Consider the following 15,973-nt stretch of genomic DNA (forward strand, 5'->3'; position numbering starts at 1 on the left):
GTGGCCAACAAGCTGAAGGCGAAGCATAGAGAGGAATGTCTGGCTGGTGCGCGGCGGATATACCAGGCGAAGAGCTACCTGGCAGCGAAGCGGCGTTGTCGGCAGTGGGTGAAGAAGTGGCGGAAGCAAGAGGAGCAGGCCGTGGACTGCCTGGAGAGAGACATCGAGGAACTGCTGATACATATGCGGGTGTTACGGAAGGAACCGGAGTTGTGGAAGAAGGTGCGGACAACCAATGTAATAGAGCGGCAGTTCCGAGAGTTACGGAAGCGGACGCGGCCGATGTGTACTTTTGCCAACGACGAGAGTTGTGCTCGAATCGTGTGTGCGCTGTTTCAGAAGGCGAACAAACGGTGGGAGCAGCGCTGTGGGCGCAAGCACCGGTCTCAAGCAAAGTCTAAGGCAAGAAAGCCGGCAGCGTAAAATGCCAGTCGGAAGTTACACAAAAGAATTGACACTACCTGGCGCCATGGCGGGAGTTGAGCCAGTTGACAACAAGGCCGGGTTGCTTCTATGACGCACAATCCACGGTCTGAGATAGCTAGTCACCGCTCAATGTGAAGACCGGTGAGTAATCCCGGCGTCCGTTCGCTTGACCCAGAAATCGCGGCTGCTAAAATAGTCCATGAGCCAGAAGTGCACAGGAGGTAGCACGGCCAGTTCGATTCCCTTTGCCCGCCATCAACCAGAATGTTACCGCTGCAGCCAGCCTGGACCGTCGGAGTTCCGTCGTTATACCTGAGTCATGCGTTGTGAGCCTCAAGCTGGGCTTGAAGACGCTGCTGACGCCGCGGTTAGTGCGTCCTGTGACACGAAGAATATGGTGAACTTGGACGGCCTGGTCGTGTTGATCACGGGCGGGACCGGTTCGTTCGGGCAGAAATTCACCCAGCGTGTACTGGCTTGCTTCAAGCCGAAGAAACTTATTATTTTTAGTCGCGATGAGTTGAAGCAGTTCGAAATGCGTCAGCGGTTCGGCGAAGAACATTACCCCTGCCTTCGCTACTTTATTGGTGATGTGCGCGACCAGGAGCGGCTGTACCGTGCCTTCGACGGCGTGGACATCGTTGTGCACGCTGCGGCGCTGAAGCAGGTGCCTGCCGCTGAGTACAACCCAAGCGAGGCGGTGAAGACCAACGTGCTGGGCGCCATGAATGTAGTCAACGCGGCAATCGACCGGGGCGTCAAGAGGGTTATAGCGCTAAGCAGCGACAAGGCCGCTAACCCCATCAACCTATACGGTGCGACCAAACTCTGCTCGGACAAGTTATTCGTGGCCGCCAATAGCTACTCCGGAGCCCGCGCCACTAGATTCAGTATTGTGCGATACGGAAACGTCGTCGGTAGTAGGGGAAGTGTGCTGCCATATTTCCTGAGTCTACGAGCCACTGGGACGCTCCCTATAACCGACACGCGGATGACCAGATTTTGGATTACCTTGGAGCAAGGGGTTGACTTCGTGCTGAAGTCGTTGGCCCGAATGCGGGGCGGAGAGATATTCGTGCCTAAGATCCCAAGTATGCGCATTACTGACCTTGCCCGAGCGGTCGCACCGGAGTGCACACTGAAGATAGTTGGCATCCGCCCTGGAGAGAAACTTCACGAGACGCTGGTTTCAGAAGACGACGCGCGACACGCGGTGGAATACGACGACTACTATGCTATCTTACCGGTAGTTCATTCTTGGGATGCGGGAGACCGTGTCCTCCACGGCGGCCGGCCGTGCCCTGATGGATTCTGTTACAGGAGTGACCGCAATACGCATTGGCTGACCATCGAGGAGCTTCGAAAGATTGCCGGGCTAGAGGACGTACGAGAGAATGTCACTACTGGCAATTGAAGGTGGTAGCCCAGTTCGTGACAGGCTGCTACCATATGGCCACCAATATCTCGACGAGGCCGATGTTGCCGCAGTAACATCGGTATTGCGTTCAGACTGGCTGACGACCGGACCCCGGGTGGCGGAGTTTGAAGCCGCATTTGCGAAGGCAGTGGGTGCCGCGGAGGCGGTCGCGGTAAGCAGTGGCACGGCTGCGCTCCATGCTGCGTTATTTGCTCTTGGGCTCGGGCCCGGTGACGAGGTGATTGTCCCGACAATGACCTTTGTGGCAACGGCAAACAGTGTTGTCTATCAAGGTGCGGTACCGGTTTTTGCAGATGTAGATGCCGAGACATTGCTGCTTGACCCGGCGCAGGTTGAAGCGCGGATAACACGGCGTACGCGCGCGATCATTGCCGTTGACTACGCGGGCCAGGCTTGCGACTATGACACCCTGAACGACCTCGCACGCAGGCATGGGCTGACGCTGGTTGCCGATGCGTGTCACGCCCTTGGCGGTAGCTACAAGGGGCGCCAGATTGGCGCCCTGGCTAGTCTAAACGTCTTTTCATTCCACCCAGTGAAACATATCACTACGGGTGAGGGCGGAATGGTAACAACGGATGACCCAGAACTTGCCAGCCGCATGCGCATTTTCCGGAATCATGGCATCACGGCTGATTGCCGCCAGCGGGAAGAGCAGGGTTCTTGGTACTACGAGATGTCCGAACTGGGGTACAACTACCGGATTACCGATGTACAGTGTGCGCTTGGCATCAGCCAGCTGGCTAAGCTTGGACAGTGGGTCGCGCGCCGTCGGGAAATAGCTTCGGCCTATGACCAGGTCTGCGCCGAGCTACCAGAGGTGAGGCCGCTCCGCGTCCGGTCTGATGTCAAACATGCTTATCATCTCTACGTAGTACAACTGAGGCTTGAGCGGCTGAAGGTGGACCGAGCTCGCTTTTTCGCTGCCCTCCGCGCTGAGAACATTGGAGTAAACGTCCACTATATCCCGGTGCACCTACATCCGTTCTATCAGCGCCGGTTCGGCTACAAGCTCGGCGATTACCCCGTCGCCGAGTATGCCTATGGCCGGTTGCTCACGCTACCTATTTTCCCAGCGATGAACGATGGCGACGTGTCCGATGTGGCACGGGCGCTGACTAAAGTAACCGGGGCCTACCGGAATTGAACGTCGTCGCGATCATTCCCGCCCGGGCAGGTAGCAAGCGGATTCCGGGTAAGAACATTAAGATATTTGCGGGTTTGCCAGTGATCGCCCACTCAATCCGCGCTGCAAGGAAGTCAGGTGTGTTCAATCGTATCATCGTATCTACCGACTCCGCTGCTATCACGAAAATCGCGAGGGAATACGGAGCTGAAGTGCCGTTCCGGCGCCCGGTAGAGCTAGCTGACGACTTGACAGGAACCGACGCCGTGATTCTTCACGCCCTGAACTGGCTTGCGAAACACGGTTATTCAGCCCGCTACGCCTGCTGCATTTATGCGACCGCGCCTTTTGTACGACCTGAGGATATTCGGCGGGGATTGAGGCTGCTGCGGGAAAAGCGTGCAACCTCGGCCTTCTCGGTCACGACGTACCCATATTCCATCTTTCGTGCGCTGAAAGTAAACGACCGTGAGCGCATCGAGATGCTCTGGCCTGAGAACATGAGCAAACGGTCGCAGGATCTTCCTGTGACGTTTCACGACGCCGGTCAGTTCTACTGGTGCGACGTCGAGAAGTACCGGCGTGAACTGCGGATGTTCTCATCTGACGCTGTTCCTGTTTTCGTGCCACGCTACCTCGTACAGGATATAGACACACCAGAGGATTGGGAGGTCGCAGAAAGGATGTTTGCGGCCGCCGGGTTCACTGGCATTCAGCCAGCTGCACCAGACAAGTGATAGGCTCATTAGTGATCCGTGCTGATGCCGGATCCCGGATGGGAACTGGCCACGTGATGCGGTGCCTGGCTCTGGCGCAGGCCTGGCGGAAGCGAGGCGGCGACGTCATATTCTTTGGTCGGATTGTCAGCCCGGGACTGCGAAAACGGATCCGTGACGAGGGGTGCCGGCTAATATCGTTGCCCGCTGTCCACCCGGACCCGGAAGACTGGCCAGCGACGGCCCGGCTTATTCGCAGGTACACGCCGGAATGGCTGGTGCTGGACGGTTACCACTTCGACCCAGAGTATCAACAAAAAGCGCGCATAGCGGGTGTGCGGGTTCTGGTAGTTGATGACACGGCGCACTGGTCCGAATATCACGCCCACGTGTTGCTCAACCAGAACATGGGAGCGGAAAGGCTGTGCTACGAATGTGATCCGGATACAAGACTGTTACTCGGTCCGCGCTATGCGCTGTTGCGGACTGAATTTCTCAAGTGGCGTTGCTGGCAGCACGAGATGCCGCCAGATGCTCGCCGGGTGCTTGTTACAATGGGGGGTAGCGACCCGGATAATGTTACCCTCAAGGTTATCCGCGCATTACGGCGGATACCGGTCAAGGGGCTTGAGGTGGTTGTTATGGTCGGTGCAGGCAACATGTACCGCAGAACGCTGGAAGCCGAGGTCCGCAGGCTGGTTGCCAGCAAACAGGACTTACGCATTAGACTAGAGCAGCAGCCAGAGAACGTTACTGAGTTGATGGCTTGGGCGGATGTCGCAGTTTCCGCCGGCGGCAGTACTTGCTGGGAGTTGGCATTTATGGGCGTGCCGACGATCACTTTGGTGATAGCTGACAACCAGACAATGGCGATGCGTGAAGCTGCGAAGAACGGGGCCGTGGTCTGTCTCGGCAAGGCGTCCCGAGTGTCCGCGACCACAATACGCGATGCGACGCTCCGGCTGTGTCGGGACTACCGCGGCCGGTGCCGCATGGCTGCCCTTGGCCGAGAGCTGGTGGACGGCACTGGCGCATTTACTGTCGTTGAGTACTTGGCCGCGCGTTGCGCGAGAGAAAGGAAAGGATAATATGGTCCATCATCACCCTATTTCCCACCCGCAAGCGGGAGGGCATAATAGTGGGAAGACTCGAGCAGCGTCGGTGAGGCTAAGAGACATTACCGTAAACGACGAGCAGATGGTACTAGAGTGGCGAAACAGGCCCGAGGTGGCTCGGTATATGTACACCGACCACCGGATTACGCCTGAGGAACATAGGTGCTGGTTCCAGCGCGTACTCAAGGACCAAACTTGTCGCTACTGGATAGTAGTATGTGACAACGAGGACGTGGGTTTGGCCGGTATTACTGAAATCGATCGACAGAACCGTCGGTGTTATTGGGCATTCTACTTAGCTGCCCCAAGTGTGAGGGGAAAGGGCATAGGCAGCTATGTCGAGTATTCGATCTTGAGTTACGTGTTCGACGAACTTAAACTCAACAAACTATGCTGCGAAGTCCTTGCTTCTAACGAAGCAGTGGCAAACATGCACAGGAGTTTTGGGTTCTCTGTTGAAGGCACGTTCCGGGAGCACATTTGGAAGAGTGGCAGGCCGCATGACATTGTGTGTCTTGCCATGCTTCGTTCACAGTGGATTACTCTGAAGCCTGGCATCGAGCGCCGCCTCAAAGACAGGGGGTTACTCTAATATATGACGACTGCCAGATATCAGAGCCTGCAAGTTGGTGAGACCGCAATGCTATCTCGAACCTTTGCGGTGTCGGATGTCGTCCAATTCGCACAACTGACCGGCGATACCAATCCCATACATCTGGACGCCGAGTTGGCGCGCAGAACTCGCTTTGGCCAGCCAATCGTTCACGGAGTACTCGCAGCCGGACTAATATCGGCCGTCATCGGAACGAAATTACCGGGCCCGGGGACCATCTACTTGAGTCAGTCACTCAACTTCGAGGCACCGGTTATGATTGGTGATACGATCACGGCTCGCGTAACCGTCGTGAGGCTTCGAAGAGACAAGCCTATCGCCACGTTGGAGACCGTGTGCACAAACCAGAACGGCAGGACTGTGCTTCGTGGAAAGGCAGTGGTCCTGGTAGAGGGAGGTGACTGACGTGCCGGCGCACATTACCATCAACGGACACGCTATCGGCGCTGGGCAACCGGTGTACACCGTTGCCGAATTGTCGGCCAACCACAACCAGAGCTTCGAGCAGGCGGTCAGACTTGTTCAAGCCGCGAAAGAAGCTGGGGCCGACGCGGTCAAACTGCAAACTTACACCCCGGACACGCTGACCATAGATTGTCACAACGAGTACTTTCGCATCAAAGGAACCGCTTGGGACGGCAAAAACCTGTACGACCTATACCGCGAGGCATACACGCCATGGGAGTGGCAACCCAAGCTCAAAGAGGTTGCAGAAAAGCTTGGCCTGAGTCTCTTCTCTAGCCCATTCGACGACACCGCCGTTGACTTTCTTGAAAAAATAAACGTGCCTGCCTACAAGATTGCCTCATTCGAACTGGTTGACACCGGCCTCCTTCGCAAAGTCGCAGCAACTGGTAAGCCGATCATATTGTCAACCGGAATGGCGACGTTTGCAGAAATCGAAGAAGCGGTGGCGACTATTAGACAGGCGGGCTGCTCGCAACTGGCCCTGCTTAAATGCAACAGCGGCTATCCAGCCCCGCCAGAAGAGATGAATCTGCGTACGATTCCTCACATGGCCGAGACGTTCGGGGCTCCGGTCGGATTATCAGACCACACCATGGAAGTTACCGTTCCCGTGGCCGCGGTCGCACTTGGCGCGTGTATAATCGAGAAGCATTTTACGCTGACCAGGGCTACGCCAGGCCCGGACAGTACCTTCTCGCTGGAGCCGCACGAGTTCAAGGCAATGGTTGATGCCATCCGAACTACTGAAAAGGCTTTAGGCCAGGTACGTTATGGGGTAACAGAGCATGAAGCGGTAGCCCGTTCATACCGTCGGTCGCTGTTTGCTGTGGAGGACATCCACGCAGGCGAGATATTTACCAACAAGAACGTCCGCTCAATACGACCTGGCTACGGCCTGGCCCCAAAGTATCTACCGGAGGTACTAGGCCGAAGGGCGGTTAGGGACATCGCGCGCGGCACACCCTTGTCTCGCGACATGGTGGCTTGAGCGCGATGAAGCCTCGCTTCGCCCCTCGTTTGTCCGCACCCATACCGTCTCTTCTGCTGGAGTGCTTGCCGTTATGAACTGCCCCACCGTTAATCTAAAGCGGCTGAAAGACATCGCCAAGATGTCCGGCGGCTATTTCCTGCCGGCGGCAATCAACAACGCTCTGCCGTTTCTCTTCCTGCCCATTCTTACTAGGTATCTGATGCCCCAGGATTATGCGAACGTGTCCCTCTTTGTGACTTACGTGGCTGTTGCCAGCAGTCTGTCAGCCCCGGCCTTGATTGCGTTCATATCGAATTTCTTCTTTGATAGGCCCAGGGAGTATGTCGCGCGACTCATCGGTGGTTCGCTTATTGTTGTCGGCATTTTCTCGCTGGGAATTCTTTGTTTGGTCACGCTTCTGTATTTCGTCTTCCCGAGCCTGCTGGGCCTTCCCCTGGGCTGGCTTCTCTTGGTGCCGGCGACAGCGTTCACCTATAGCCTGTTTCAGGTTACTCTCGGCGTCATCAGAAACCAGAAGAAGGTACTGGTCTTCGGTTGCCATCAGGTTGCCAATACGCTGCTCAACTTTGTGGCCTCGGTCGTGTTCGTTGCCGTCCTACTTCTCGGGTGGAAAGGAAGGGCATTCGGTATAATGATCGCGAATGCGCTGTCAGCCGGGATGTCGGTCTGGTATCTGGCCCGGAACGGCCTCTTGTCACTGGCGCTCGACCGAGGAATGAACAATGCTATCTTCCGGTTTGCCCTAACGCTAATGGCAGATTCTTCCTATTCCCTCGTCGTGTCTCAGTTAGGTTTTCTGTTGATGCAGTACTACTTCGGCAAGGAACTATTGGGCGTCTATTCAGTTGGGTACAACATTGCAAACGCAGTTATGATTCTTGCCACGACGCTGAATCTATCGCTGGCTCCATTCCTTTTCGAGAGACTGTCGGCGCCGTCGAGCATGAACCGACGATACATTGTGCAAGTACTGTATGCCAACGTGGTCGTATTGCTCCTCGGGGGGCTTCTTGTGTCGATCTTCTCCGGGGCGGTCCTGAGGTTGATGACAACGCCTGCTTACTACCCGTCGAGACAATTCATCCCCTGGTTGGCTGCCGGACTGATGTTTGTGGGGGGCGCGATATTTGTCAAGCCCATACTGATTAAGTACGGTCAGCAACGCTACATTGGTTTTGTGGCAATCGCCGACATAGCACTGCTCCTCGTGCTCAGCTACGCATTCGCCAAGTGGTTCGGTTACCAAGGAATCGCCTATGCCTTCAGCGTCTCCACCCTGACGCTGTTATTGATGCTGCTGATAAAGGTTCAAGCCGTGCTTCCCCTACCTTGGCTGCGGGCCCTACTACCGGCGAGCGAACCTGGAGCGTGAATGTCATTTTTCAACGAGGTCGAGAGGCTGAAACTGGTCCATCGGTTTCAGTACGAACACGACGTAAGTCGACTGCAGGTGGATGGTCTTAGAGTCTGGCCTGTTGTCTTGCTCCAACTGGTGAAACTAACAGCCACCAACTTTGGCGCAAGGTCCCTGTTGGACATAGTCAAGCTCGCCGCCAAGGGAGTGCTGTCCTATGGAACAATGGTGTACGGCGAATTCCGGGACCGGACCAACTCGATTCATGCGCCTGGGCCCGCGGACGTTCTGTTCCTGACCGACCCCAAGCGGAGAGTCAGGGTCGTGAATGTCTTCTTTGACCGGATAAGCGACCCGTTTTTCGACGCCCTCAGCAAAAGCGGCTACTGCTGCAGCACACTGGAGTGGTCCATTGACCATGAGTACCGGGTACCTAGATACAACCCTTCTGACTTGATACAGGGCGAGATTGACCGGGTTACGCTCAAGAGTCTTCTGAGAAGACGACGCCCGCGACAGGAGTTGACGGCGTTGGGAACAAAAGGATTCAGAGAGATTTTGGACTATCATGGGGTAGGTCTTGACACCTTTGTAAATGACCTTACAAGATCGGCGCGGCTCATCCTGGCCTTGAAGGATTACTTTCTGCGTAAGCTGGGAAAAAAGGGGGCACTCATGTCTTTCTACTCCCCGTACTACGGGAATGTGGCTTTTGGGTTTAATCTCGCGTGCAAGGCACTCGGCATCTACACGGTGGAAATCCAGCACGGGTATTACGGTGAAATGTCGCTGCTCTACAACGGTTACAGGAATGTCAATTGCCGGTACGATCTTCTGCCGGATGCGTTCTGGGTCTGGGAAGACAGAGACCGCGACGCGGTGTGGGCGTGGGGCGACGACAAGAGCCTGCTGCCTTATGTTTACGTAGGCGGTAACCTTTGGAACAACTTCTGGAAATACCCAGAAGCTAACGATAATCGCTATGCTGCGGTGTACGACCACCTGATGCTCCGCCAGGGTAGCGGCCGGGTTGTGCTGCTCACCCTGCCCCCGGCTTTCGACATACCGGACTGGCTACCCAATGCGATCCGAGATACGGCCGGAGAAGTCACTTGGTACGTAAGGTATCACCATCACATGAAGGGCTCGACAGCGGCGAGGTATCGGAATGCGTTCCGGGACGTGAGCAACGTCGAGTACGAGCTGTCTAACCGCCTGCCTTTGCCGATCCTGTTCCGGCTGTGCGACCTGCACATTACGGTGAATTCGAGTTCAGTCGCGGAGGCAAAGGAATTCTCAAGAAAGTCTATCATTGTAAGCGAAATAGGCGTCCGGATATTCTCGTCCTTCATTAGTGATGGGTGGGCCTATCCTGCTCTGTCCAAGGAGCAGTTGCTAGGTGCCATTCACAGGATTCTGAACGAACGGCCCCGGGCCGACAAAAGCGCCGAGGCTGCTGGTATCAGGAGCAATTCCGAGATCATCCGGGACTTTATTGCGAGACTCGACCGGAATGTGAACCGTGGAAAACCAGGAAACCAGCCAGCCTGAGCAGAACTGGGGCCTGTGCCTCGGTGCCAATGGCCAGCGTCTTGAAGTCGAGTCACCGTCCAAATCTGCTGCCAAAGAAGCAGGCGTACTGACGCTCGCAGGGCTGAAATTGACACGCACCCAGCTCATAATCGGCTTTGCCACGCTGGTTCTAGTGTTGTACTTGTTGCCAATGGTAGTTCTATGGGATGATTCGCACATTCGAATTCATGACAATCTTGACAGCACCGTGCCAAGCCTGACGTTCCTGAATCGGTATCTGGCGTCCCCCGACTCCGGTAGCGGGTTGATCGAGCCATTTCTGCGGCTCGGAACGCCGAGGATCGGCTACACCCGCTTTCTTTCTGTCATAGGCGTGCTATGGGTTGTATTGGAACCGTTCGCCGCCTACTTGGTCAACGACATCTTGGTCCACATCGTCGCTTTCGTTGGCATGCTGCTGTTGCTGCGAAGGTTGTTTCGGGAGCAGATAAACAGTTGGGTCAACGAAGCGCTCTTGGCCGGTGTGGCGCTCTGCTGGGCAATACTGCCGCATCATACCGCCTACGGCGTGAGCATTGCCGGCCAGCCTTTGTTGTTCGCCGCTTTCTTCAATTTCCTACGGTGCCGGGCCCGGATCTGGGACTATGCCATCGTGTTGTTCTTCCCTCTGTATTCCTCGCTGGCGACGGCCGGTGTTTTTATTGTCGCGGTTCTGGCCCTGATTTTCGTAGTCGACTGGGTATGCAATCGAAGGGCCAACAGACGGTTCTTTGTGGCAGTGGCACTACTGTTGGCGTGGTATTTCGTTCTGAACCACCGACTTATCTATGAGTTCTTCGCCGGTTCGGGATACGTCTCCCACCGAACTGAGTTCGCACAAACATCGCTGACTTTCTCGGGTGCGCTTGGCCTTGCCCGCGAGAATCTCGTTGAAGGTCAGGACCATGCTGTGAGCCTGCATAAGTACATCTTCTTGCTGGCTGTTCCGATTGCCCTTTTTGCGGGATTCAGACGAAACCGGAGTCTTAAGTGGATACTTGTACTACTTGGCGCGACCGCTGCGATTTCAGCTTTCCGGGGCCTCCTGCAGTGGAATGCGATGTCATTCCTTCCTCGAGTGTTCCAGTTTGACCGGTTCTACTTCCTGCAACCGACCATCTGGTACATCATCTTCGCCCTGTGTCTGTTGATGGTGGCAAGTCTTGACCTGGGTTACTTTGGAAGTGGCAAGTACTACGCGGTCGCACTGCTTGTGTTTCAGTTCCAGTTCGTTGCTAATAGTAACAGGCTCCGGCTCAACGATGTGGACAGTATCGTCCGGAAAGTCATGGGACGGCCACCCGCTGGCGAGATGACATATCGCGGCTTTTTCTCCGAAGAGCTGTTTCGAGACATTGCCGAATTCATTGGTCGGCCGCAGAGTTCATACCGCGTAGTAAGCCTTGGCATCTTCCCGGCCGTCGCCCAATACAATGGTTTCTACACGCTCGACGGATACCGTACTAGCTATCCGCTCTGGTACAAACGCGCATTCAGGAAAATTATCGAGTGGGAACTGGAAAAGTCGCCCAAGTGGAAGGAATACTTCGATACCTGGGGCAGCCGCTGCTACATCTTTTCGTCCGAGCTCGATGAACTCATGTACACAAAACAGAGGCGAGCGCGGGTGTACAATCTCGAGCTGAACACCGCGGCCCTGCGGGCGCTTGGTGGCGAGTACATCATTTCGGCGGTTGACATTGTCAACGACTGGACCAATGATCTGAGCTTGCTGGGCGTCTTTGAGAACGACGATTCGCCGTGGAGGATATTTCTCTATCGAGTCAGGGATGAGCCGGTGTCAGCGCAGCGGAGGTAAGCAGCACAGCGTTCCGCCAGTGTTTTGGTCAGATGGCGTCACGTCGGCTGCGATCGTTCGCACCGGCACAATGCGCAACCGGAGCCGGACAGCGATTCACGCTGCCCGAAGGATGCTCTATTCACCCGCGAGCTCAACCAGATAGACCCCGGCGATCGAGTCGTTATTGACCCCGAGCATAGTGAACCGGCAGCCCCCGGACATGTAGTTCTCCCAGTCGTCCATGTAACGCATGAATTCCGGATGGCGCTCCGATGAGCGCAGATACCAGAGGGCCAATGCTGGTAGGTAGCTTACAAGTGGCTGGCCGGCACGCACCGATTGATAGAATTCGCGATAGGAAACGACGCGTGCAGCGACCGCACTGCCCAGGGCACGAAGCGAGTCATTGTCCAGCTCAGCGGGCAATAAAACGGCGGCCGGCCGAGGTTCTGGGCTCCGTGCCATGGCTCTGAGAAATGTTGCGAACTCCTGACCGACTATTTGCTGCTCGTGTAACAGGTCTGCAGTTGTGATTTCCTCGCCAACCGGCAGCTTGAACATGCCGATGTTGGCTCCAAGAACGGTCGCGGCGGGGTAGATTACCTTATGGAACCGGTAGAGGCGGTCCACGATATTGGTGCCCCAAGTTGCCGACACTACCTGAACCGTGTCGCCCGGGTGCAACCGATACGCACGTACCATTCGCGCGAACTCGTCGCCAAATGATTCTTCAGAGAAGGTGTAGAATCGAGTTGACGCGACCAGCCTGAAATTGTCGCAAACGTACTCAGCGAACTCGTCCGGCGGGCTAGGCGTAGCCACTGCGGCGTCACGGCACAGGTAGTGTCTGAGCATGTACTGGGACAGCAGGTCAACGAAGATGATACGGTCTGGTGGAACCGTCTCACGAATGCGGCTGATTGCCGCTCTGATCAACCCGCGGCGCTGGTTGGTTGGATGGATGCGGTCGGGGGCTGGTCTGGCAGTGGCAATCCAGGCCGGCACGAGTAGCGCGCTAGCACCAAGCACCGGCAATATGCGCCGCGCGGTAAGCAGGGAGGAGATGTAGCCCAGGCACGCCGCCACCGGAAGAAACAGCACGGCGTCGTGACGCGAGCCTCCGTATGGATACGCGCGACCGATGGCTGCGATGCACGCGACGACAAACGGCAGCAGCACGACTAGTCCGAATGTGCGATGCTGCGCGCGGCCGCCAGCGCCTCGGCAACCGAGCACGAATAGCAGTCCTGCGGTAGCTGGCAACATCGTTGCCCCGATGACTCCGGCCGCAGGCAGACCGGTCAGATAGCGAAAGAAGGCAACGGTCTGCCTGGCCGTAAAGATGAAAAGATTGTCCTCGCCCGGTCGGAAGTAGTGCCCCCGGAGCCAATTCTCTCTGGCGTACAGATCAGCGGGACTGCCGCGTATAGCCGAGAATTGAACAAGGTAGCCGTAGGCCGCCAACACCGCGATCGTGATCTGGCCGGCAACCCAAGCCGCGGTGACGGCTACCGGCTGCCGCTCGGACAGGAGGCGAAGGATGCCGTACGTACCGAGTGCGATCAACAGCCAGACGGCGGAGGCGTGGCTGGCAAGGGCTAGTATGAAGCAAAGTCCGGAGAACGCCATGGCCTTAGCCGACCGGCGCTGGAAGGCGAGTTCCAGCAGGAGTAGGCCAGCCGACGCGAACATGAGCAGGAACGGGTACTGACGCACCTCGACGAGCAAGGCCACAGGGGTTGGCGCAAACGCCAGCATGATGACTCCAGCCATGCCAGCGGTCCGGTTGAATACCGCTGAAAGCCAGCGGAACACAAACCACAGTGCGGCCGTACCGGCAAGGATTGATGGGAGCCTAAGCATGAAATCAGAAGTGCCCAAGAGGCGCCAGAAGTGGAGAAAGACGATGTAGAGTACAGGATGAGGGCCACCGATTCCTCGCTGGATTACCGTCGATAACGTCGGACTGGCCGCGACTAAGACGTTGCTGGCTTCATCCGGATTGAGGAAGCTTGGCAGCGCGATCGAGACCCGGTAGAGTAGACCGAGTGCAATAACCGCCAGTGCGACAAGGTCGGTGTGACGCTGAAACCAGGCTTCGGCCCTGCTGACTACTGTGGACCGGCGCGGTTGCGCGTCGAATGGCTGCGGGTCCATCAGCGGGGAGGTTTCGATGCGCCATGTTACCGGCTGCACTTTCGGTGTCAACAGCCCGGACTGCAGCACTGGCCCTTGCCGGACTGGGTACGGTGGTGCGCTGCCAGCACTGCGTCACCAGTACGCCCCACATGCATCGCTAGGCTTCTCTTCGCCGAGATTACTACACAGCTGCGTCTGCTTGACTGAATAGAGGCGGGCGATATGATGAGCGACGGATGGCTGCGTCGTCTGATTTCTCAGCCCAGGTCCTTGATTTGGGCCCAGAAGCAATTGACCGGCTAGAGGTCGAGCGGCTGCGCCGGGTACTTTCTGCCAAAGAGCCGGGATCAGACCTGCTTGGACTGTCGGACGTGGAGCTATTGGTCAGACTAGGGTTGCTCGTGGCCGCACCGTCGCTGAGGCCGACCGTGGCCGGCTTGCTTTTTGTGGGTACCGGGGAAGCGATCAGGCGTGCCGTTCCCGGGCACGAGGCGATCTACCTGCACATGCGCAATCAGACCGAGTACGACCGCCGTGTTGACTCACACAGTCCGCTGCTTGCGCTGCTGGAGCAGTTCAGTCAGGCAATCGAACCGCACAACCGCATCTTCCGGCTAAAACTGGGCATGTTTCATTTCGAGATTCCGGATTTTCCCCAGGAGGTCTATCGCGAGGCGCTGCTTAATGCACTGGTTCATCGCGACTACGGACGGAACAATCCGGTGTACCTGCGTCAGTTTCCAGACCGTATCGAGGTTTCCAGTCCGGGCGGCTTTTTCGGCGGCGTGACCGCCGAGAACGTTCTCGGTCATGAGCCGGTTACCCGCAACCGGCTGCTCGCCGAAGTACTACAGCGATTGCGCCTTGTTGAACGGGCCGGGGTTGGAGTCAAGCGCATGTTCCACATTATGCTGTCCTTTGGCAAGGAGCCGCCAAGCTATGAGGCAACTTCGGACTTTGTCCGCGTGATTCTCCGGAGCGGTCGAACCGAAGCCGGCACGACAGTGGATGAGACATTCGCCCGGTTTGTGGCCGATGAGCAGAAAGAGGGCCGCGAGCTGGGACTTTATGACCTTCTTGTGCTGACTTTTCTGAAGCGTAACCGCGAGATTGACCAGGCTGAGGCCCAGCGCATCCTGCAGCGGGGCGAGAACGAGGCCCGTGAAGTTCTGAACTCGATGGCCGTGCGGGGTCTGCTGGAGCCTTTCGGCCAGAAAAAAGGCCGGGTTTACCGACTGTCAAAGAAGGTCTACGCCAGTCTGCGTCAGAGCGTCGGGTACCAGATATTCCGCCGGGCCGAGACCGCGTACGCTGAGAACACGATTCTTACCTACTTGGACGAGATGCCCGAGGACAAACGGTTTGTCACAAACGAGATCGTCCGCACGCTGTTGCGGGTCAGCCCGCATCAAGCCGGTTACATTCTTGCCAATCTTGTGAAGAAGGGTCAGCTTGTGCTGCGCGGACGGAGCCGTTCAGCCAAATACTACAAGACCAACCAGCTTTCTGCCTTTTGAAGCTGGTCAGACCAAACTTTGCTAGCGGACATTGGTTTCGACGTCGGTCCAGGGGTGAATCCAGTTGTCTTCGTCGTATAACCCCGGGACGATGTAGTACTTGCCATTTTCTTTCCTGACCCTGAACTCCAGCCGGTGCGCGTCGCCGTCGCCGAAGATGATTTCTGCCGTCACCTTCGTTCCTTTAACTTTGGTAATCTCGAAGTCCTGCGGGCTGTAAGCATTGACCCGGTAGTCGTTGAGGTCAATGTCGTTCTCTTCGATCCACTGCGGCGATATCAGCTTCTTCATTCCTTCTTCGTCGTCGTCAATCATCCGCCTGAGAAACCGCTCGACTACCTTCTGCTCCGGCTTCGTCTCGATGACAGGCTTGACCGTAGCCCGACTAGGACAGCCGGTAAGAAACACAAGCGAGCACGCAGCCAGAACGGGCAGTGTCCAAATATGGCGCATTCGGGGCCTCCTTTGAAACTCCAAGTTACTCACCAGGCGGTGGTTGTCAATCCGTGCGTCGGACGCCGGAAGCTAAGTGAGTCACTACCGGTCTCGCCAGACATCCGCCACTTTGCCACGTTCCCGGTCCTGCAACCGGGGTCGACCGCTTTCTTGTTGCCCGGGCGCGCCCTGTTGCCTCATATATGGATGTACTCGAGGACGCCCCGTTGCCTCAGAATACATTTGTACTCGAATCATGAGC

At 56.6% G+C, this 15,973-nt stretch carries 14 protein-coding genes; 12 read left to right on the top strand and 2 right to left on the bottom strand.

All coding sequences use genetic code 11. From position 1 onward, the window contains the following. The 11 genes from ABIL25_07980 to ABIL25_08030 all read left to right on the top strand — a co-directional run. Positions 1–423, top strand: a 423-nt coding sequence (locus ABIL25_07980; GenBank protein ID MEO0082213.1) for a transposase, incomplete at its 5' end; no start/stop codon positions are given. A 397-nt stretch (positions 424–820) separates the two neighbouring features. Beyond that, positions 821–1,840 (top strand): UDP-N-acetylglucosamine 4,6-dehydratase (inverting), encoded by a 1,020-nt coding sequence (gene pseB / locus ABIL25_07985; protein ID MEO0082214.1) that lies wholly within the window; start codon positions 821–823, stop codon positions 1,838–1,840. Then, a complete protein-coding gene (gene pseC / locus ABIL25_07990) occupies positions 1,821–3,011 on the top strand; it encodes a UDP-4-amino-4,6-dideoxy-N-acetyl-beta-L-altrosamine transaminase (protein MEO0082215.1) in 1,191 nt (396 codons plus the stop codon). Before pseB ends, pseC begins: the two co-directional genes overlap by 20 nt. Continuing rightward, a complete protein-coding gene (pseF, locus tag ABIL25_07995) occupies positions 3,008–3,727 on the top strand; it encodes a pseudaminic acid cytidylyltransferase (protein MEO0082216.1) in 720 nt (239 codons plus the stop codon). The genes pseC and pseF overlap by 4 nt, the downstream gene beginning before the upstream one ends. Positions 3,728–3,738: 11 nt before the next feature. Next, on the top strand, positions 3,739–4,794 hold the full coding sequence (pseG, locus tag ABIL25_08000; GenBank protein ID MEO0082217.1) for a UDP-2,4-diacetamido-2,4,6-trideoxy-beta-L-altropyranose hydrolase: 1,056 nt from the start codon (positions 3,739–3,741) through the stop codon (positions 4,792–4,794). 73 nt (positions 4,795–4,867) lie between these two features. Beyond that, positions 4,868–5,413 carry a UDP-4-amino-4,6-dideoxy-N-acetyl-beta-L-altrosamine N-acetyltransferase gene (pseH, locus tag ABIL25_08005; protein MEO0082218.1) on the top strand — a complete coding sequence of 182 codons (546 nt, stop codon included), beginning with the start codon at positions 4,868–4,870 and terminating at the stop codon, positions 5,411–5,413. Positions 5,414–5,461: 48 nt separating this feature from the next. Beyond that, a complete protein-coding gene (locus ABIL25_08010; protein MEO0082219.1) occupies positions 5,462–5,839 on the top strand; it encodes a MaoC family dehydratase in 378 nt (125 codons plus the stop codon). A gap of 1 nt (position 5,840) precedes the next feature. Then, positions 5,841–6,890, top strand: a complete 1,050-nt coding sequence (gene pseI, locus ABIL25_08015; protein MEO0082220.1) for a pseudaminic acid synthase — start codon at positions 5,841–5,843, stop codon at positions 6,888–6,890. Between the two features lie 73 nt (positions 6,891–6,963). After that, positions 6,964–8,265 carry an oligosaccharide flippase family protein gene (locus ABIL25_08020; GenBank protein ID MEO0082221.1) on the top strand — a complete coding sequence of 434 codons (1,302 nt, stop codon included), beginning with the start codon at positions 6,964–6,966 and terminating at the stop codon, positions 8,263–8,265. Further along, positions 8,266–9,798 carry a hypothetical protein gene (locus ABIL25_08025; GenBank protein ID MEO0082222.1) on the top strand — a complete coding sequence of 511 codons (1,533 nt, stop codon included), beginning with the start codon at positions 8,266–8,268 and terminating at the stop codon, positions 9,796–9,798. Further along, positions 9,770–11,638 carry a DUF6044 family protein gene (locus tag ABIL25_08030; protein MEO0082223.1) on the top strand — a complete coding sequence of 623 codons (1,869 nt, stop codon included), beginning with the start codon at positions 9,770–9,772 and terminating at the stop codon, positions 11,636–11,638. The genes ABIL25_08025 and ABIL25_08030 overlap by 29 nt, the downstream gene beginning before the upstream one ends. A gap of 117 nt (positions 11,639–11,755) precedes the next feature. Here the strand turns inward: ABIL25_08030 and ABIL25_08035 are convergent, their stop codons facing one another. Next, positions 11,756–13,816, bottom strand: coding sequence for a glycosyltransferase family 39 protein (locus ABIL25_08035; GenBank protein MEO0082224.1), 2,061 nt, complete (start codon positions 13,814–13,816; stop codon positions 11,756–11,758). Positions 13,817–13,995: 179 nt separating this feature from the next. Here ABIL25_08035 and ABIL25_08040 point away from each other — a divergent pair, with 179 nt between their 5' ends. Next, positions 13,996–15,276, top strand: coding sequence for an ATP-binding protein (locus ABIL25_08040; GenBank protein ID MEO0082225.1), 1,281 nt, complete (start codon positions 13,996–13,998; stop codon positions 15,274–15,276). A 21-nt stretch (positions 15,277–15,297) separates the two neighbouring features. Here ABIL25_08040 and ABIL25_08045 read toward each other — a convergent pair whose 3' ends face one another. Further along, positions 15,298–15,729, bottom strand: coding sequence for a hypothetical protein (locus ABIL25_08045; GenBank protein MEO0082226.1), 432 nt, complete (start codon positions 15,727–15,729; stop codon positions 15,298–15,300). Between the last annotated feature and the right edge of the window lie 244 nt (positions 15,730–15,973).

The organism is candidate division WOR-3 bacterium, assembly GCA_039801365.1.
Taxonomy (GTDB): Bacteria; Hydrothermota; Tepidihabitantia; order Tepidihabitantales; family Tepidihabitantaceae; genus JBDRUN01.